This is a genomic window from Nocardia sp. CA-119907, from assembly GCF_050955995.1.
Lineage (GTDB): Bacteria > Actinomycetota > Actinomycetes > Mycobacteriales > Mycobacteriaceae > Nocardia.
In genome coordinates this window covers 8,570,687-8,589,810 of record NZ_CP192091.1, presented here as the reverse complement: position 1 = coordinate 8,589,810, position 19,124 = coordinate 8,570,687, and the positions used below count along the sequence as shown (strand labels likewise).

Genomic DNA, 19,124 nt, shown 5'->3' with positions numbered 1-19,124 from the left:
GAGGTTGTCGCCGGAAATCACGCCGTCGCCCGGGTCGCGGGCGCGGTGGTGCTCGTCGCGCATCGTGGGCACTCTCGACCGATGTCGGACGCAACCGCCGTCATCGCAGTGGAATCACTGGCCGAACTCGTCCGCGAGGCCGCCGAACAGCATCCCGACGGTCCCGGCGCATTGGTCGCGCGCGCGGCAACCCGCTGGCTCATGAAATATGCCGAACAGATCAGTCCCGGCGAGCCGATCGATTTCGGCATTCTGTCCGCGGCCGAGACCGGCGGTGTGGCGATCTTCCTGCACGGTGCGATCACGGCGGTGCTGGCCGGTGACGGGACGCTCGAGCGCTACCGGGGCAGCGACGCCGCCTTCACGGTCGACCGGGTCGCGACGGTGCCCGCGCGGGCGGTCGCGTTATTCGTCGACGACCCCAGGGGCCGCACTCCCGAACTGCCCGCCGAACGCGGAATCGGCTGGCTGGTGGAGGGAATCGCGCAGGCGGGCGGTGCGATCGTCTGGTCCGACGCGGTGCGCGGCAGGTCCACATCGGCGCCGTCCGAGGCCGCCCATCGCCCACCGCCGCCAACCGCGCGCATCGATTCCGGTCCGACCCAACGGCCGCACCCCGAACCGCAGCTGACCGAGACCAGAGCCTCGACCGCGATGCTCGATTCGGTCCAGGACCAGCAACCGGTCGACCCGCATCACGCGCCGACCCAAACGGGCGGTACCAACCCGGCCCCGCGCCCGGATCCGGATCTGCAGCGCCGACTGGAGGCCACCGCCAAGGCCACCGCGCTCACGGTCAAGGTGATGGGATTCAAGTGCGCGCGAGCCCATCCCAGCGATCCGCGCTCGGCCTTCTGCACGGTCTGCGGGATGCCGGTGGATCAGACGCAGCAGCTGATCGAGGTGGTGCGTCCGCCGCTGGGCATGCTCGTCCTCGACGACGGCATGACCTACATGCTGGCCGCGGACGCGGTCCTCGGTCGCGATCCGGAGCATTCCGAACAGGCGCGTCGCGGCATGGTGCCGTTGAAGGTCGAGGACTCCTCGGGCGGGATGTCCCGCGCGCACGCCGAGGTGCTGCTGGTGAATTGGGATGTGTCCCTGGTGGATCGGGGATCGACCAACGGCACCCGCACCCGGCTGCCCGGCTACCGCGACTGGATCCGCCTGTCCCCGCATCAGCCGATGGTGCTGGTGCCGGGCACCGAAGTGATGATCGGCAACCGGGTGCTGCGCTACGAACCCGCCGCCCCACCGCCGTTCGGCTAGGAATACCGCGATGTGCAGGTGTGCTCGCCATTGAGCACCCCGGCGCGGAACGCGTCGACTCGGGAGAATCCACTCGGTACGGTCTTGCCCTCGGCATCGCTCGCCGCCAGCCCATCGGCCAGCAGTCCGGAGACCGCCTCGTCGAGATCGCCTGCGGCCAAGATGATATCGCCCTGCGCCTGGGTCCGCCCCGGCTCCGCCAGCTTGCCGGTGACCACACCGGACAGACAGGCCGCGCGCAGTCCGGCTTTGGCGCCGACCAGATCCTGGCCGTTGCGCTGCTGCACCGCGAGGGTATAGCGCGAGATGAAGACGACATAGCCGTTGTAGTCGCCGGTCACCTTGATCGGCAACGGATCTCTGTCATCGGCGTTCGAGGTGCCGCGCTGGGCGAGTGCGGGCACATCGGTCGCGATGGTGTTCTTGGCGGGACAGTAGGAAACCGGCGGTGTCGCGACGCCGTTCTTGCAGTCGATCTTCGCGCCGGAGTAGTCATAGGTCGGCTCCGGCTTCAGCGGCAGGATCGCGGCGAGGGCCTTGCTGAGTTCGATCAGACTGTCCTTGTCGATCGGATTCTCACCGCGGCCCGGATCGTCCTTGAAGCTCTGCGGCAAATTGCCACGGCGGCGGGCGATCTCGTTCATATCAATGGCCTTGCAGGCCTTCGGACCGTCGGTGAAGCCGATCTGCACCGCCGTGACCCGCTCGAACGCCGAACCGTGCACGCTCTCGGGATCATCGGGATTGGAATCGCGAATCGCGACCGTCGCGGCCAGCACCGAGTTCAGGCCGTCGGAGGTGTTGATGGTGAAGTGCTTCGATTTGCCTTCGGCCACATGGCGAATGAACGCGCCCGAGAAACAGTCCGCCTGCTGTTCCTTGACGATCACCGGATCCTTGGTCTGCACGATTTTGGCCAGCGTCTGGATGGCGTGCCCGTATTCATGGGCGAGCACCATGATCACCGCCATCTTGCCGAAGGTGTCCTCGATCGTCGGCAGCAGCACCGAGCGGTCCCAGCCGATGGAGTTGTCCAATCGGCAGTAGGCGGCGTTCACCAGGTGATAGGTGGATTCCTTACAGAATTCGAGCGCCTGACTGCGCGGCGCCTTCGCGCTCCAGGAGATCAGCTTGTCGACCGGCTTGAACTCACCATCGAAGTCCTTGCTGTATTCGGCGCGCCAATAGGTCTGAATATCCTCGATCGCGTTGAGCGCCAGCGCATCCACCTCACCGCTGTCGCCGTTGATCGCGGTGAGCGAGGTATCGGGGACGTTGGGGCGCGGTCCGCTCGGGCCGCTCGTGGTGGGCAGTCCGGCGACCTTGAACGGATCGTCGTAGACCGAAACCGCACGACCGCTCACCTCACGAGTACAGCCCGCCAACATTGCGATTACGCATAGCACTGCGGTAAGGACTGCGGTCGCTCGGAGTTTCGGCAAGGCTCCCCCTAGTCGGCCGGTAGCGCATTCATAACGGTCTCCGGATCGGGGTAAAAGGCGCATCGGGGGCACCGCCGAAGTCCGGGTGATGGAATAGTATCCGCTGCATGTCTTCACCGGGGGCGCAGACCATCACCGTGCGCCATGATGGAACCGAACGGGTCTTCGATTCGAATCAACAGGTCACGATGGGTCGCGCACCGGAAGTGACGCTCTTCGTGGACAGCCCGCTGGTCTCGCGAGTGCACGCGACGCTCGCCTGGCAGGGGAACAGCTGGGTACTCACCGATAATGGCAGCACCAATGGCGTTTTCGTGGATGCGCGCCGGTTGAGTCAACCGGTTCCGATCACCCGGCCCACGCAGGTGCGGCTCGGGGATGCGATCAGTGGTCCGTTGCTGCATCTGCTGCCCGCGGCGGCGACGTCGCGGCCGCGGACTCCGATGGCCCAGCCGCCCGCCCAGCCGCCCGTCGCACAGCAGCGGTCGTCGGTGCCGCCGGGGTATCAGCATCCGCGACGCACACCACACGCACAGCAGCGTCCGGAACAGCAAGCCGTACAGCAACAATCCGCACATCCGCCGTCGCAGCCGCAGGCCCAACAGCAGCACCCACAGCCACCTTCGCAGCCGCAGCCTCAGCAGGCGCCGCCCGCCCAGCCACAGCAGCCGAACGTCAATATGACCTTCAAGGCCGACTCCTCGATGCTGCCGCCGGTCCGCTCGCGCCCGTCCACCGCGCCGATCGCCAGGGCCGACCGGCTGCCGCCCGGCGGGCTCAATATCGGTCGTACCTCCGATAATCAGATCGTCGTCAACGATCCGCTGGCCTCGCGCAAGCACGCCCGCCTGGTTGCGGGCTCCGAGGGGCTGACCATCGAGGACCTCGGTTCGGCCAACGGCACCTTCGTCAACGGCCATCGCGAGCAGCGCACGGTGCTGCGCGAGCGCGACATCATCACCATCGGCAATATCGACTTCGTCGTCCAGCAGGGCACTTTGGTGCTTCGGCAGAAGCCGGTCGCCGAGCAGGGCCTGCACGTGCACGGCGTCGGCTTCACGGTCGAGGGCAACAAGCAGTTGCTCATCGATGTCAATATGCAGGCGGGGCGGGGCACACTGACCGCACTCATCGGTCCGTCGGGCGCGGGCAAGTCGACGCTGTCGAAATTGATCGCCGGCACCACCCATCCCTCCGGCGGTGTGGTCACCTTCGAGGGCCGCAACCTGCACGCCGAATACGAGGCGCTGCGCTCCCGCATCGGCATGGTGCCGCAGGACGATGTGCTGCACCGCCAACTGACCGTGCGCCAGGCCCTCGGCTATGCCGCCGAACTGCGCCTGCCGCCGGACAACTCGAAGGCCGACCGCCAGCAGGTGATCGACGGTGTGCTGAAAGAACTTTCGCTCACCGAACATGCCGACACCAGGGTCGACCGACTCTCCGGCGGTCAACGCAAGCGCGCGTCGGTGGCGCTGGAACTGCTCACCGGTCCGTCGCTGCTGATCCTGGACGAACCGACCTCGGGCCTGGACCCGGCGCTGGATCGTCAGGTCATGGTGATGCTGCGCGAGCTGGCCGATGCCGGACGCACGGTCATCGTCGTGACCCACTCGGTGGCCTGCCTCGACATGTGCGATCAGGTGCTGCTGCTCGCGCCCGGCGGCAAGACGGCCTTCTGCGGACATCCGGCCAGCGTCGGCGCGGCCATGGGCACCAGCGACTGGGCGGAGATCTTCGGCCGGGTGGCCGCGAATCCGGATCAGGCGTTCGCCGCGTACCGGTCCAGGCAGGCGTTCGCGCCACCGCCACCACCGCCCACGCCGCCGCGGCAGGGTTCGGCGGGTAGTCCACCACAATCCGGGCGCGCCAAGCAGTTCTCCACCTTGGCGCGGCGGCAGGTGCGATTGATCTTCGCGGATCGCGGTTATCTCGCGTTCCTGGTGATTCTGCCGTTCATTCTCGGTGCGCTGTCCCTGGTGGTGCCGGGCAGTAACGGTTTCCAGTCGGGTCCGCTGGAGCAGGTGCAGAGCGGCAACGAGACACTTTTCGTTCCCTCCGGCGGAGGCGAGACCCAGCAGTTGCTGGTGGTGTTGATTCTCGGCGCCTGCTTCATGGGGTCCACGCTCACTGTGCGCGACTTGGTCGGCGAGCGCACCATCTTCTATCGCGAGCGTGCGGTCGGACTGCTGCCATCGGCCTATCTGCTCGCCAAGATCGCCGTGTTCAGCATTACCGCGTTCCTGCAGTCCGCGGTGCTGGTCGGGATCACGCTGGTCGGCAAGAAGCCGCCGCTGGAGGGTTCGGTGATCTCGAACGGACCGGCCGAGCTGTATCTCGATATCGCCCTGACCGCGGTCTGCTGTGTGGTCTTCGGCCTGCTGCTGTCCAGTCTGGCGAAGTCGAACGAGCAGGTGATGCCGATGCTCGTGGTGATGATCATGGTCCAGCTGGTTATGGCCGGCGGACTGATCCCGGTGACCAACCGGGTCGTGCTCGAGCAGGTCTCGTGGCTGTTCCCATCGCGCTGGGGCTACGCGGCCGGGGCGTCGACGGTGGATATTCGGACATTGTTCGCCAGCGCGCAACCCGACGCGTTGTGGAAGCACGAGGCGAGCATCTGGTACCTCGATACCGCCCTGCTCGTGGCGATCACCGCGGTGCTCGCCATCATCACCTGGCGTCGCCTGCGGTTGCGAAAGTCGACGGCGTGAGCAGCCGGTCATCCGAGGTCTACCCGGATGCGGTGAGCATGTCGGTCGCGCAGCAGGCACACTTATGCCTGTGACGGTGCGAGTTGGGGCAGTACATCTCGGGTGGGATGTGGTGTCCGTTGCCGCAGGCGGCGGTGGGACACCGATCCGCCCGGTACAGGTAGAAGGAACATATACGCCGCCCGCATATCTGCTGGCGGATTCGTCGGGTCGGCTGCATACCGCCGGTGTGGAGCGGCAGCGGCCGGATCTGGGGATGGCGATCGCCGACGTGCGCGACATCCTCGGACATCCGCAGATCGTGGTGGCCGGTGCGACGTGGCCCGCCGAACTGGTGTTCCGGGCCCGCATGTACAACCCGCTCGCGGCCATCGGCAAATATCTGCGCGGTAAACCGGATCTGGTGGCCCTGCCCTTCCCGGACGGCTGGCCCGACGCCAAGGTCGATGTGTACGTCGATCTGGTGGAACGGCTCGATGTGACGGTGGAGCCGCTGCCGGAGAGTGTCGCGCTGTCCGGATATGTGCGTGCGCTCGGTCTGGTGCGCTCGCCGGATGAGCGCAATCCGCACGGCATCGGCGCGACCGGGGTGTACTCCGACGGGCGGACCATGCTGGTGGTTGCCGTGCACGGCGACGATGAGCAGCCGACCGAATCGGTCGATGTGCCGGTGACCGCCGAGGCCATGCGCGATGCGCGTTCGGCCGACAATGTGGTGATCGAGGTGATGGCCGCGGCCCGTTCGATCGGCGCGGACACCTCGACGGTGCTGCTGTCGGGCAATGTCTGCTTCAACGACGCATTGCGGCTGGCCTTCCAGAACCACCTGGGACACCGTTTGCACGTGGCCGATCACCCGATGCACGCGCTGGTGCTCGGTGCCTCGCATCTGCTGGTGACCGATAACGAGAACGGAGAGCCCGAGTCGGCGGGGCGGCATGCCGAGCCGGCGCCGGTGTCGCGGGAGCGGCAGATGGAGTCGGTGCAGCAGGCCGAATCCGCCCAGCAGCAGGCGCTTGCGGCGCAGCGGCAGGCCGAGGCCGCGCAGGCGTTTTCGGCGCAGCGGCAGGCGGAGGTATTGCCGGGACGGCCGGATCTGCCGTCGCGACCGGAGCAGGTGCCGGGTCGTCCGGAACCGAGGCCCGGGCATCCGGAGCCGGCGCCACCGCATGCGCCGGTGGTTCAGTACGGGCCCGGGTATCCGACCGTGCCGCCCGCCGAACCCACCGGTGAGGAGCCGACCACGCGCGTCGGCCGGGAATCCCTACCGCCGAATCTCGCCGAGTTGGGTAGTCGATTCACCCGGCCGCCCGGGCAGTACCCCGAGGAGCAGCGACCCACCGCGATGGGGCGTCCGCAAGGACCCGCACCCCAGGGCCCCCCGGCGCAACCGCCGGCGCCTCCGGTCGGACCGCGCGTTCCTTACCAACCGCCGCAACCTCCTGGTGCCGAGGGCCAGTGGGGCGAGCGGCCAGCCGAATCGGACGACGACAAGCCGCGCAAGGGCAAGCGGTGGGGCAAGTTGTTCGGCGCCCCGGCAGTGGCCGGTGCCGCCGCCTTGGCCGCCATGGGCATGCCGTCCGGCGGCGACCGGGTCGAACTGGCCGCCTCGATCGCGGACGTGACGCTGGTCTCCTGTCCGTTGACCCCGTATGTCACCAATGAGCAGCGTGCCGGCATCGCCGCGGCGCGCGGATCCGACCCGGGCATGGTGCTGGTACTGGAAGAGTCCGGCTACGACGCGGCCGGAGCGGAGTGCGCGCAGCCGAGCATCGACGTCCCCCGCTATGTCGTGCCCGGTCCGCCCGGCGCCATCGATCACGGTCCGCCGATCGAGATCTGACCGGTTTCATACCGCTCGGGCATGGCTGGTATCGTTGCCCGTTGGCGTGTGGAAGGTATGTCGAGCCCCGGGTCTCCACCGGCCGCCGGGAACTCGCTCGACCGCACGCCGCGGCTGGCAACACCGACTACAGACAGGGAACCACTGTGCCTACGTACAGCCCCAAGGCGGGTGACGTGACCCGGAAGTGGTACGTCATCGACGCCACTGACGTAGTGCTCGGCCGTCTCGCCGTCCAGGCAGCGAATCTGCTGCGCGGCAAGACCAAGCCGACCTACGCGCCGAACTTCGATGGTGGCGACTTCGTCATCATCATCAACGCCGACAAGGTTGCCATCTCCGGCAACAAGAAGTCGGACAAGCTGATCCACCACCACAGCGGACACCCGGGCGGCCTCAAGTCGCGCACTGTCGGTCAGGTGTTGGAGTCGCGCCCCGATCGTCTCGTGGAGAAGGCCGTCAAGGGCATGATCCCGAAGAACAAGCTCGGCAACGCCATCGCGGGCAAGCTGAAGGTCTACGCGGGCCCGACGCATCCGCACGCCGCCCAGCAGCCCATTCCGTTCGAGATCAAGCAGGTGGCCCAGTGACCGCTCCTGAGGAATTCAACGAGGACTACGCCGACGACGCGGTCGTCGAGGACGCCAACGTCGAGGTCGTCGAGGAGGAGTACGGCTACGAGGCCGAGCCCACCACCTTCGCCCCGATCGTGATCGACCGCCCGGTGCAGACCGTCGGTCGTCGCAAGGAGGCCGTCGTTCGCGTGCGCCTGCTGCCGGGTACCGGCAACTTCGTGCTGAACGGCCGTACCATCGAGGACTACTTCCCGAACAAGGTGCACCAGCAGCTGGTCAAGTCCCCGCTGGTGACCGTCGAGCGGACCGAGTCCTTCGACATCCACGCGCGTCTCGTCGGCGGTGGCCCCTCGGGCCAGGCCGGTGCGCTGCGTCTGGCCATCGCCCGTGCGCTCATCGAGGTCACCCCGGATGACCGTCCCGCCCTGAAGCGGGCCGGATTCCTCACCCGTGACCCGCGCGCCACCGAGCGTAAGAAGTACGGTCTCAAGAAGGCCCGCAAGGCGCCTCAGTACTCGAAGCGCTGATCTTGGCTGCGTCGGCCGCCGTCTTCCGTCACCCTGGAGGTGTTGGAGACGGTACGGTCGGCGGGGCACCTGCACGAGAGCAGGCTCCCAGTATCGCTGGGCGCCTGCTCTCGTGCTGTATGAACTCGAGGCATTCGCGGGGCACTTCCCGGTCGTACAGACTGCTGCTTTCGGGCACGCCGCGGATCCACCGATGATGGGCGAGGGTATGGGACGTTTGTTCGGCACCGACGGAGTCCGCGGGCTTGCCAACGGATCACTGAGTCCGGAACTGGCGCTACAGGTTTCCGGAGCGGCGGCGCAGATCCTGAGCCGCGGCAAGAAGCGCGCGCTCGCTGTGGTCGGTCGCGATCCGCGCGCCAGCGGCGAAATGCTCGAGGCCGCGGTGACCGCTGGTCTGACCGCAGCGGGTGTGAATGTGCTTTCGGTGGGGGTGCTTCCGACGCCCGCCGTCGCGTATCTGACCGGTCTGTACGACGCCTGCCTCGGCGTCATGATTTCGGCCTCACACAATCCCATGCCGGACAATGGGATCAAGATCTTCGCGGCGGGCGGGCACAAACTCGATGACGCGATCGAGGACCGGATCGAGGCGCTGATCGCCGAGGGCGCGCCACTGCGTCCGGTCGGTGCCGCCATCGGTCGGGTGGTGAACGCATCCGGTGCTCGCGACCACGGGCTGGTCATCCCCGATCAGTACAGCGTGGCCGGAACGCACGAGCGCTACGTCGAGCATCTGGTCGAGGCGACCGGGCAGGATCTGTCCGGGCTGACCGTCGTGGTGGACTGCGCGCACGGTGCGGCCGCCGAGGTCGGTCCCGCCGCGTACCGCGAGGCCGGAGCAACGGTGTTCGCCATCAATGCCGAGCCGGACGGCCTGAACATCAATGACGGTTGTGGCTCGACCCATCTCGACCAGATCCAGCGCGCGGTGCGTGAGCACGGCGCGGACTTGGGCATCGCACACGACGGCGACGCCGACCGCACCCTGGCCGTGGACGCCGATGGCGCGATCGTCGACGGCGACGCGATCCTGGCCATCCTCGCGTTGGCCATGCACGAAACCGGCTCGCTCGCCCAGAACACCTTGGTCGCCACCGTCATGAGCAATCTCGGCCTGCACATCGCGATGCGCGAGGCCGGAATCACCTTGCGCACCACCGCCGTCGGCGACCGCTACGTACTCGAGGAACTGCGCCGCGGTGGTTACAACCTCGGCGGCGAACAATCCGGCCACGTGGTGTTCCCCGACTACGGCACCACCGGCGACGGCATCCTCACCGGACTCAAACTGATGGCCCGCATGGCACAGACCCGCCGCACACTGGCCGATCTGGCATCGGTGCTGCAGACCGTCCCCCAGGTCCTGGTGAACGTCCCGGTCACCGACAAGGCCGCGGTCGCCGCCGCCCCCGAAATCCAGGAGGCGGTCCAGGAAGCCGAACGAGCCCTCGGCGACTCCGGCCGAATCCTGTTGCGCCCCAGCGGAACCGAACAGCTGGTCCGAGTAATGGTCGAGGCTACCGACTCGGTCCAGGCCCAACAACTGGCCGACGACCTCGCGAAGCGCGTCGCCGCGGTGTAGGGCCGCTCCTTCAGCGCCTCTTTGCGAGAGCTTCAGTACCCGGACGTGAAGCTGCCACGACGTGTGGACCGGAACCTCGCCGTTGTCGGGCGATCCCGATGCGGCGAGTTGTCCACAGGGAACCGGTTATCCACAGACTTTTTGTTTGCGCTGGTCGGTGCCGCGCGGCCGAGGCGCTGTTCGCCGATAGTTGGCACATGCGACCAGGCCTGGAAGAAGTGCGTGACAAGCAATTCGGCGTATTCACCTCATGGCAGGTGCTCTGCGAGTACACCCGCGCGGAGATGCGCGCCCTCCTCGACCAAGGCGAATGGGTCCGCGTCTTCCGCGGCGTCTTCCGTGAGGCCACCACCGCACCCTCGGCCCAATTGCGCGTAGAGGCGGCCCGCCTATCGATGGGCGTTCCCACCCTCGCCGCCGCCTACAACACCGCCGCCGAACTCCATGGCTTCGCGGTACAACACAACCACCCCACCCACGTCCTTGCTCAACAGGATTCCCGCATCGGCCGCCTCATCGTCCACCGCGACCATGTGGACCAAGACGAACTCGAACTGATCCAGGGCACCGTCGCGACCAACGCCGTCCGAACCGCGATCGACGTAGCACGAACCGCCAGCCGACCGGATGCCCTGGCGACCCTGAACGCCGCTCTGCGCCGGGGTGTCCCGCGTGCCACGCTGACCCTCGAACTCCAACGCCACCACAGACGCCGCGGCCACACCCAAGCCGCCGAACTCTTGGAACTTGCCCGAGCACGCCCCCCGCCCCCCAAGCCACCCTCCGCACCCGCCCGCACCGCCCCAACGCAGGTCTCCCAATACTGTCAGGGTGGCTGGCGTGGGGTGATGAATCTACGAGGCGATCATGCCGTCGCGCGGCCACGCCTTCTCGCGACGGGCCCGATGGACTATCCGGCCTGCCGTGGCCCGAAAGATCCCGTCCTCGGGTCGGTCCGAGCGGGCGGTGCTGCTCGTCTTGTCGATGATCAGGCTCCGGTTCAGGTTGTCCTGCGTCTCCCCGAACTGGTACTCCACTTCGGTTGGATTGTCCCGAATCTTGGTGTAGTACACCAGCAGTGCCATCGTTGGCTCCCCAGAGTGTGTCGTATCCTTCGCCGGTCGGGCCCGGGATGGCTTTCGGGTTCGTCACCCGATGGCTGACGCGGGGGCGACTCAGCTTTCGGTGAGGTGGCCGTTGTTCATGTGCCAGCGGCGGGTTGCGGTGATCGAGTCGAGCATGCGGCGGTCGTGGGTTACCAGAAGCATTGTGCCTTCGAAGGATTCGATGGCCTGCTCGAGTTGTTCGATGGCGGGTAGGTCGAGGTGATTGGTCGGCTCGTCGAGCACGAGCAGGTTGACGCCGCGGGCTTGCAGGAGGGCGAGGGCGGCGCGGGTGCGTTCGCCAGGGGACAGGGTTTCGCAGGGACGCAGGATATGTGGGCCGCGCAGGCCGAATTTGGCGAGGAGGGTGCGGACGTCGGCGTCGGACCAGTCGGGCATTTCGGCGCTGAAAGTGTTCGCGAGGGAGGCACTTCCGCGGAACAGGCCGCGCGCCTGGTCGACCTCGCCGATTTCGACGCCGGAGCCGAGCGCGGCAGTTCCATTGTCCGGCTGAATCTTTCCGAGCAGCAGTGCGAGCAGCGTGGATTTTCCCGAGCCATTGGCGCCGGTCAGCGCGATGCGGTCGGCCCAGTCGACCTGCGTGGTGATCGGGCCGAGGGTGAATTCTCCTCGGGTGACCGTGGCATTGGACAAGGTGGCGACCACCGAGCCACTGCGTGGGGCGGCGGCGATACTCATGCGCAGCTCCCACTCCTTGCGGGGCTCGTCGACCACCTCTAGGCGTTCGATGCGCCGCTGGGTCTGGCGGGCCTTGGCGGCCTGCTTCTCGGTGGATTCCGCGCGCATCTTGCGGCCCGCTTTATCGGAGTCGACCTTTTTGGGGTCGCGCGCCTTTCGCCGGGCATTGCGAACGCCGTGCTCGAGCCAGTTGCGCTGCATCTGGGCACGGGCCTCGAGCCCGGCCTTGGTATCGGCGTACTCCTCATAGGCCTCGCGGGCATGCTGGCGCGCGATCTCGCGCTCCATCAGGTACGACTCGTAGCCGCCGTCGTAGATCCCCACCTGCTGTTGTGCGAGATCGAGTTCGACGATGCGATTTACCGTGCGCGCCAGGAACTCTCGGTCATGGCTGATCACCATCAGCGGTACCCGAACGCCGGTCGCGAACTGTTCGAGCCGGGCGAGGCCGTCGAGATCCAGGTCATTGGTCGGCTCGTCGAGCAGCAGAATGTCGAAGCGGGACAACAGCACCGATGCGAGCCCCGCCCGTGCGGCCTGGCCGCCGGAGAGTCCGATCATCGGAGTATCGAGGCCGTTCGGAAGGCTTTCCACGAGACCGAGCTCCGCCGCGATCTCCTGGGCCCGCTGGTCCAGATCGGCACCGCCGAGCGCGAGCCAGCGCTCGAGGGCCGGCGAATATTCGTCCTCGCCGCCGTCTGTCAAACCCTCCGCCGCGGCATCCATGGTCCGCTGTGCCTCGGCGACACCCGTACGGCGGCCGAGGAATTCGAGCACCGTCTCCCCTGGGACCCGCTCGGGCTCCTGTGCCAGGTAGCCGACGGTGGCATCGGGCGGTGACAACGTGATGCTGCCGGTGGGTGTGGATCGGTTCGCGAGCATACGCAGCAGCGTCGACTTGCCCGCGCCGTTCATGCCGACCAGGCCGATCACATCACCCGCGGCAAGGGTGAAGTCCAGGTCGTCGAACAGGGTTCGTTCGCCGTGGCCCGCGGACAGTCCGCGGGCGTGCAGAGTGGTGCTCACCCGCACGAGTCTGCCGTGCTCGGTCGGCGCGTCCGCATCGGGCCGGGTCAACGTGGACTCGGGGTCGCACCCTGAGTTCCGACCTGCGGAAATCAGGGTCGGGATAGGTCATGCGACCGATGTCCGGCGCGGTTTTCCTCGGCAGAGTTGATGTCGTACCGAACATCACCAGAGAGGGAAATCATGACCGCCCCCGCCCCCACCCGCCGCCTGACCCGCTCCAACAACGACAAGTGGATCGCCGGTGTCTGCGGTGGCATCGCCGAATACTTCGGTTGGAACGCCAACGTCGTTCGCCTGCTCTTCGTCCTGTCCTGCCTGCTCCCCGGCCCGCAGTTCATCGTGTATCTGGTGCTGTGGCTGATCATTCCGAAAAAGTGATCGTGCCCAACAAATAGGGCAGGCGCTGCGCCCGGGACTCGCGGATGACACTATGGACCGGTATCCACCGATCGACCGCCGTGTCACCCACGCGAGTCCCGACCAGGAGGAGTCATGATCACCTCAGGTGAATTCCCGGGCATGGATCTACCCGGCATCGACGCATCCTCCTCCCTGGACGGCCTCGGTGAAGTCGAACTGCATCACCCCACTCAGGACATCGACGGCGACGGCACCCTCGACACCGTCACCACCACCGGCCCCGAGGCCATGCAGGTGTGGACCGACTGGGACCACGACGGCATCGCCGACCAGGTGACCGTGGTGGAGAAGGACGGCGACTACTCGGCATGGGAGTTCCATCGGCATCCCGATGGATCGTCGGAGTGGGTGCGGACCGATAAGGGCAAGATCGGCAACTAGCCGCTGATCCGGCCCGCACAACAAACTGCTTGCAGCACTGGGATCGCTACATCCCCAGTGCTGCGATCCGCGTACTCAACCGGTCGGCCCGTCGTAGGTCCATGTCTCGACGACACCGCGGACCCCCAATTACACTGTCCGACAACGGCCCCCACATCTCAGACCCTTCGTGGGTACCGTCGGCCGCAGGCTGCACTGATCCGCGCGACAGACGTGCGGATCAGTGGAACCTGCGGACCCGATCGATGCGGTGAGACCGCGGCGCTGGGCTGATGGTCGGTTGTAGCCGATAGACCCACCCAGTAGATTTCTGCTGATACGACCTGGGCAATCAATCCGATGGAACCGAACCCGACTCGGGCGCGTCCATAGAGATATGGCAGCACCCTGGTGGGGCATCGGATTGCACCTGGGGTGGGGACGACCGCGAAGTAGTTGGGATGGAGGGTTCTCGTGGCCAGTGGGCAGGTAACGGTAGATCCAACCGCGCTGCAGAAGCTCGGCAACAACCTGAAGACCTCGGCGGCCAACGTCGGCGGCAAGACCGCCGACGTGCAGGGCTGGAAGTTCGGTTCCGCCCAAGCGGGCAGAGACTACGCGGCCGAGGGCAAGAAGGTTGGCGACGCCCTGGGGCGTATCGGAACTTGGCTCAAGAATTGGCAGACGGCAGTCGATAAAATGGGGACCCAAGCAAGTACAAGTGCGAATACCTATGCGACCGTCGATGATGCAAATGTCAAGAAAATTACAGCGGCGGGGGTGAATCTGTGATGCTGGAATTTCGTGAAATTGCCCGACAGATTGCTGTATTCGGAATGTGTGGGGTGAGCTGATGGCCGACAATGCGTCGTCCGCGTACGCCGCCCCGCCGGATGCAACCGTCAAGGAGATGCTGGACGGGGGCGCTTCCGGGCTGCAGTATTTCGAACACTATCTGCCGAGATATGTGAAGGTATTTGCGAATTTCGGATACGGTAAGCGTGAGCTGTGCGGTGATGACGAGTACGCGAAGCTGTGTGCGAAATATGATACCGAGCGGGATATGGACCTCGCGCAGCTCGACAGTATTTCCACTACCCTCGAGAAGATCGTCAGTTCGCTCAGTGAGGAGCTGAATACGCAGCGTAGGCAGCGGTCGGCGCTGTCCACGGTGTGGCAGGGGCAGGCGGGAGACGCGGCCTTGAACATGCTGGACGCCCAGGTCAAGAGGGCTGAGACCGATTATGATCACGCCACCGGAATCTCGTTGACGCTGAAGTCGACCACTGCCGGCCTGCGAAGTATCGTCAAGGCAAAGGCGGAAACCGTCGACAAATACTGGAACGGGTCGCAGCCGGATATTCCGGACGGGAACGGTCTCGGCGGGAAAGAAATTGATTCGCTGATCGAATACGGTACTCTTCAGCCTAATTCTCAGGTCGGCGAGGATGCCAAGAAGTGGTTGCGGGAGACCTTTGTTCCGCATGTCGAAGGAACTGTGACCAAATTCGAGGAGCTGTGCAAGAGTACCGAGGATAATATTCGCCGACTGTACGGTGACCTCGAGAAGTCGCTGAACACACTGGACATCGGGGCGTACCCTACGCCAGCGGATACTACGGTGAAGCCCACCACCCACGATCCGGGGCCCAGTCCGTCGACACCCGGCAGCTCGCCGAGCAACCCCGGCAGCTCGCCCAGCAGCTCGCCGAGTAGCAACCCCGGCAGCTCGCCGAGTAGCAATCCTGGAAGCACGCCGAGCACTGCTACTACGACCGCGGCAACAACAGCGAGCAGTCTCCTGTCCGGGCTCTCATCCCTGACCTCGGCAGCGTCGCAATTGACGTCGCTGGGTGAATCCGTCGGTCAAGGACTCACATCGCTGGGCACCTCGATCAAGGACGGGGTCGAAAACGCGGTGAAAGAGATCGAGAAGGTCTTCGATGCGAACAAGACCGAGGACAAAGATGGCGACGGCAAGCCGGACAGCACGGTCAAAGCCGAGTTCGACCTGGCTGGTAAGCACCTGAAGCTCGAGATCGGCGCCGATGGTCAGCCGAAATTCGTCATGACCGATGCGGACGGCAAGACCCATGAATATGGGGTGAAGCTGGATGACAAGGGGAATCTGACAGTTTCGACCGACGACCCCAAGGGAGAGGACGACAAGTCCACACTGGGCGACAAGTCCACGTCGGAGTCGACACCGGAGAAGTCGAGTGGCGAATTTCCCGCGTCCGAAGGGACTCCCTCAGGACAGTCGGGGACTGTTCCTGGGGTCCCGTCATCGGGCAAGCGCGAGGAAGATGGCGAGCATTTTCCGGAACCGATGCCGAGCGGCACCCAACCCGGCGAGACTGCCGAGAGTGGCGCCAAACTCGCCGAGGCAGGGCCGTTGTGAGCATGCTGGCAATCAAGCGGGAGGGATGACACCGTGGACTACGCCTACGAAATCGACTGTGTCGTAGAGGAACACCTGCGCGGGGTCCGGCGGCTTCAACAGGAATACGAGGATATGAGGCAGAGCCTCAGTGGACACGGCGGAGCCGAGGTGCTCGCCGCGATTGACCAAGCTCGAGCGGAGTACGCGGAACAGGAGCGTCTCGCGGCGGAGGAGAAGGAGCGCCTCGAGGTCGAGGCGCGGGCGGAGCAAGAGCGCACCGCCACAGAGGCTCGCGAGCAGCGGGAGGCGATTGCGCGGTCGATTGCGGCTCGTAAAGCGCAGGATGTTGTGATGCCGATCGATGACGAGGGTGATGAGGAGTCGGAGTACTACCGTCGCAAGAGCTGGTTGATCTGAGGGCGCGCGATGGTTTGCGGTTTACCCGAAGACGTGATGCCGCAATAGGTTTGGGTGCGTAACCAGGCGGGGCTACCAGCGGTCTTCTTCCGCTTCACGCAGGCGTTGGGTTGTCTGGTCGATCCAGGTGGTGAAGTGGGTGGTTAGAGCTGCGGGGGTGGTGGGGCGGATTGTTATGTGGGGGCCGCGGAGTTCGGTGTAGCGGCCGTCATTGGCTATGTCGTGCCATTGGACGGTGGTGAGGGGGGTGGTGAGTTTGTTGACGGAGCCGGTGTGCAGGAGGGCCGAGCCGCCGCCGTCGGCCGGGCGGTTCAGCAGGCGTTGGTAGCGCTCGCGGGGAGAGTTGCGGGTGACGCTTTCGAGTTGGCCGTTGGGGCGGCCGTAGATGTCGTCGGGGTGGAAGGTGGCGGGTGGGTGGGTGCCGGGGGCGCAGGGTGGAAGGGAACTGGTCAGTTGGGCAGGGAGGTGGTCCACGGGGAACAGGCGGCAGCGGATGGGGCCATTGGTGTCACCGAAGGTGGCTTGGGCCAGTGACATTGCGTGGTGGTCGGTGCGGGCGCCGACTATGCGGTAGACGCGGACGCCGCCGTTGGGGTTCTTGTGTTGGGTTGTGCCGCCGAAGATCTGGATGCGGATCGTCGAGGTGGACAAGGTGTGCAGGGCGAGCTCGATCTCTTCGAGTTTGTCGGGGGAGTAGCGCTCGCGCATGGTGACGCGGTGGGCGTCGAAGTCGTCGCGGTAGGCGAAGCGGCTGGTGAAGCGGAGTGGATTGGGGAAGCGGTCGTTCGCGGGGCTGAACCACAGTGCGGCGAAATCGTCGGGCTCCCAAGTCCATTCAGCCATCTAGAGGTTCCAATCGATAGTGCGGTCTGCCCGCCCGGACGAGGTGCGTCCGGTCGGAAATGTATTCCCACTGCTGCCAGTAGGTTTGTCGGCGATGCGGAGGAGTCCGCTGGCGCTACCGAGTTGAGCCGAAGTAGCTGCGGCCGAGTGGCTGCCCCCGAGCTGAGTGGACGTGGCTGTGCCGGCACTGCGGCAGGCAGGTGCCGCGCACAGCCGGAGCGGATTCAGCGCGATCAGGGGCGTACCGGCGGAGGCGATTCGGGATTTTCACCGATCACACCACCTTCGACGGTCCTTGCTATTTCGCCGAGCAGTTCCTCGGCGTTGGCGGCATTGATGAGGTAGTCCGGTATCTGGTGGGTGCTGTCCTCATCGGATTTGCCCCGGCCAGCACCGGCGCCCATACCGCCCATTCCCATTCCGCTACGTCCGGTCGTCGAGGTGGATGTAGTGGCCGCGGCCGCAGCGGGATTGGTCGTAGTCGTGCCCGGGGTGCCGGATACGGTGCGGCCCGGGCTCGGCGACGTCGAGGTGGAACTACCCGGGAAGCCCGGCGAGCCCGTGGTGGTCGGAGTCGAACTCGGGGTTGTTGTGGTGCTGGGCATCGTTGTGGTCGGGGTAGTAGGTGTCGTTGTGGTGGGTGTGGTCGACGTCGTGCTGCTCGGGTTGGTCGAACTAGTGGTGGTATCGGTCGGGTTGGTGTCCGTGGACGACTGGTCTTCGGTGGTCTTGCCGCCATCGGTCTTCTCAGGACTTTCGCCGCCCGGGGTGGACGGACCGCCGGTCGTGCCGGGGCCTCCTGTTCCGCCGGGGCCGGACGAACCCGGTTCGTTCCCACCGGATTTGGTCGGTCCGGAGATGTCGAGTGGATTGGTCGGGTCGAGGGCGGTGGGCAGCACGGGGACTCGGCTGTCGAATTCGGCGAATTTGTTCACGTAGTTCGTGAGCATGGCATTGCGGGCGCCGGCGGTCGCCTCGTTCTTGGTGGTCTCTTCCTCGTGGGCGCGGGGCGGCCAGACATTCGCGGTCCAAGAATGGTGGTTGGCTTCCGGAATTCCGTTGGCTACGGCGCGGACTCCCTCGGCGGCGGACTGCATGTCGTTGGACACCTGCGTGATCAGCGGAGTCAGTTTGTGGGCGTCGGTGACGTAGCGGTTGATCGCGTCCTTGGCCTTGTCGGCGGCCGAACCTTCCCAAGCCTCGGCGATCGAGCCCTGGACGGAACGGGCGAAAGTCTCCAGGCCCTGGTCCCATTGGGTTGCCACGTTGGAGTACGTCATGGCCGCATCGTGGGATGGTTTAGGATCAAGCGGTTTGAACGCTTCCTCGATTTCGGTACGCTCCCAATGGAATACGTTCTCCCCCTTCGGGGGGATCTGTGTGGACTCATTGCCGGACAACGGATCGCCCCTTTCTTACAGACCTGGCCAGGAGAAGATTTTCGGCGCGGCCGGAGCCTGCTGAGGCAGGTTCGTTTCTAGGTCCTTGTATTTGGCTGCCTGGTCGGTGTCGATGCCGGTAATGCGTTCACGAACGGTGCGAAACAGGGTCTGGAAGTCTTCGATGACCTTGTAGTGCGACTCCATCACCGCGTAGACGCTGTTCTCCGACCCCTGAGATTTGTCCCGCCAGCGCCTGACCATCGTCTTGCCAGATACCAGGTCTCGATCCCCCTGTGCGGTGAAATGCTCACCAAGATCCCACTTGTCTTGCCTAGAGATGGCGGTCATCGTCGTCTGGATCTTCTGGATCTGGTCTTTGAAATATTCGCAGTCGCGGTCGATATAGACGAACTTCTCGAGATCCATCCGCACAGTCAACCGCCCCTCGCGGGCCTCGGTGATCAGGTTCGCCAGTGGGCTCGGCGAGGTTTTGTCGTCGTTTGTCATGTCGGTCGGTCCCCCAATTCGGTTTG

Annotated in this window: 18 protein-coding genes; 11 read left to right on the top strand and 7 right to left on the bottom strand. The window is 65.6% G+C overall.

Annotation, left to right across the window (positions count from 1 at the left end):
- Positions 1-81: 81 nt before the first annotated feature.
- The gene (locus tag ACQP2D_RS38890; protein ID WP_433680895.1) at positions 82-1,269 is read left to right on the top strand and encodes an FHA domain-containing protein; all 1,188 of its coding nucleotides are present in this window, start codon (positions 82-84) and stop codon (positions 1,267-1,269) included.
- Here the strand turns inward: ACQP2D_RS38890 and ACQP2D_RS38885 are convergent.
- A complete protein-coding gene (locus ACQP2D_RS38885) occupies positions 1,266-2,657 on the bottom strand; it encodes a metallopeptidase (protein ID WP_433680894.1) in 1,392 nt (463 codons plus the stop codon). The genes ACQP2D_RS38890 and ACQP2D_RS38885 overlap by 4 nt on opposite strands.
- A 161-nt stretch (positions 2,658-2,818) precedes the next feature.
- On the opposite strand from ACQP2D_RS38885, the gene ACQP2D_RS38880 reads away from it, so the two are divergent.
- The 5 genes from ACQP2D_RS38880 to glmM all read left to right on the top strand — a co-directional run bounded on the left by ACQP2D_RS38880 (position 2,819) and on the right by glmM (position 9,955).
- Positions 2,819-5,425, top strand: a complete 2,607-nt coding sequence (locus ACQP2D_RS38880; protein ID WP_433680893.1) for an FHA domain-containing protein — start codon at positions 2,819-2,821, stop codon at positions 5,423-5,425.
- A gap of 70 nt (positions 5,426-5,495) precedes the next feature.
- A complete protein-coding gene (locus ACQP2D_RS38875) occupies positions 5,496-7,268 on the top strand; it encodes a hypothetical protein (protein WP_433680892.1) in 1,773 nt (590 codons plus the stop codon).
- Between the two features lie 146 nt (positions 7,269-7,414).
- Complete coding sequence (rplM, locus tag ACQP2D_RS38870; protein WP_354951732.1) at positions 7,415-7,858, top strand: 50S ribosomal protein L13; 444 nt, start codon at positions 7,415-7,417, stop codon at positions 7,856-7,858.
- Positions 7,855-8,370 carry a 30S ribosomal protein S9 gene (gene rpsI, locus ACQP2D_RS38865; protein WP_433680891.1) on the top strand — a complete coding sequence of 172 codons (516 nt, stop codon included), beginning with the start codon at positions 7,855-7,857 and terminating at the stop codon, positions 8,368-8,370. The genes rplM and rpsI overlap by 4 nt, the downstream gene beginning before the upstream one ends.
- A 208-nt stretch (positions 8,371-8,578) precedes the next feature.
- On the top strand, positions 8,579-9,955 hold the full coding sequence (gene glmM, locus ACQP2D_RS38860; RefSeq protein WP_433685897.1) for a phosphoglucosamine mutase: 1,377 nt from the start codon (positions 8,579-8,581) through the stop codon (positions 9,953-9,955).
- 389 nt (positions 9,956-10,344) lie between these two features.
- Here glmM and ACQP2D_RS38855 read toward each other — a convergent pair whose 3' ends face one another.
- The 3 genes from ACQP2D_RS38855 to ACQP2D_RS38845 form a co-directional block, all read right to left on the bottom strand.
- Positions 10,345-10,677 carry a hypothetical protein gene (locus ACQP2D_RS38855; protein ID WP_433680890.1) on the bottom strand — a complete coding sequence of 111 codons (333 nt, stop codon included), beginning with the start codon at positions 10,675-10,677 and terminating at the stop codon, positions 10,345-10,347.
- A 132-nt stretch (positions 10,678-10,809) separates the two neighbouring features.
- Positions 10,810-11,040 carry a hypothetical protein gene (locus ACQP2D_RS38850; RefSeq protein WP_433680889.1) on the bottom strand — a complete coding sequence of 77 codons (231 nt, stop codon included), beginning with the start codon at positions 11,038-11,040 and terminating at the stop codon, positions 10,810-10,812.
- Positions 11,041-11,130: 90 nt separating this feature from the next.
- Positions 11,131-12,783 carry an ABC-F family ATP-binding cassette domain-containing protein gene (locus ACQP2D_RS38845; RefSeq protein ID WP_433680888.1) on the bottom strand — a complete coding sequence of 551 codons (1,653 nt, stop codon included), beginning with the start codon at positions 12,781-12,783 and terminating at the stop codon, positions 11,131-11,133.
- Positions 12,784-12,966: 183 nt separating this feature from the next.
- Between ACQP2D_RS38845 and ACQP2D_RS38840 the strand changes: the two genes are divergently transcribed.
- From ACQP2D_RS38840 to ACQP2D_RS38820, 5 genes are all read left to right on the top strand, one after another.
- On the top strand, positions 12,967-13,164 hold the full coding sequence (locus ACQP2D_RS38840; protein WP_433195412.1) for a PspC domain-containing protein: 198 nt from the start codon (positions 12,967-12,969) through the stop codon (positions 13,162-13,164).
- A gap of 114 nt (positions 13,165-13,278) precedes the next feature.
- Positions 13,279-13,587 carry a DUF6802 family protein gene (locus tag ACQP2D_RS38835; RefSeq protein WP_433680887.1) on the top strand — a complete coding sequence of 103 codons (309 nt, stop codon included), beginning with the start codon at positions 13,279-13,281 and terminating at the stop codon, positions 13,585-13,587.
- Between the two features lie 453 nt (positions 13,588-14,040).
- Positions 14,041-14,358 (top strand): hypothetical protein, encoded by a 318-nt coding sequence (locus ACQP2D_RS38830; protein WP_433680886.1) that lies wholly within the window; start codon positions 14,041-14,043, stop codon positions 14,356-14,358.
- Positions 14,359-14,419: 61 nt separating this feature from the next.
- Positions 14,420-15,967 carry a WXG100 family type VII secretion target gene (locus tag ACQP2D_RS38825; protein WP_433680885.1) on the top strand — a complete coding sequence of 516 codons (1,548 nt, stop codon included), beginning with the start codon at positions 14,420-14,422 and terminating at the stop codon, positions 15,965-15,967.
- A 33-nt stretch (positions 15,968-16,000) separates the two neighbouring features.
- On the top strand, positions 16,001-16,366 hold the full coding sequence (locus tag ACQP2D_RS38820; protein WP_433680884.1) for a hypothetical protein: 366 nt from the start codon (positions 16,001-16,003) through the stop codon (positions 16,364-16,366).
- Between the two features lie 72 nt (positions 16,367-16,438).
- Here ACQP2D_RS38820 and ACQP2D_RS38815 read toward each other — a convergent pair whose 3' ends face one another.
- The 3 genes from ACQP2D_RS38815 to ACQP2D_RS38805 all read right to left on the bottom strand — a co-directional run bounded on the left by ACQP2D_RS38815 (position 16,439) and on the right by ACQP2D_RS38805 (position 19,098).
- Positions 16,439-17,209, bottom strand: coding sequence for an ESX secretion-associated protein EspG (locus ACQP2D_RS38815; protein WP_433680883.1), 771 nt, complete (start codon positions 17,207-17,209; stop codon positions 16,439-16,441).
- Positions 17,210-17,442: 233 nt separating this feature from the next.
- A complete protein-coding gene (locus ACQP2D_RS38810; protein WP_433680882.1) occupies positions 17,443-18,489 on the bottom strand; it encodes a WXG100 family type VII secretion target in 1,047 nt (348 codons plus the stop codon).
- Positions 18,490-18,624: 135 nt separating this feature from the next.
- Positions 18,625-19,098, bottom strand: coding sequence for a hypothetical protein (locus ACQP2D_RS38805; protein ID WP_433680881.1), 474 nt, complete (start codon positions 19,096-19,098; stop codon positions 18,625-18,627).
- Positions 19,099-19,124 lie beyond the last annotated feature (26 nt).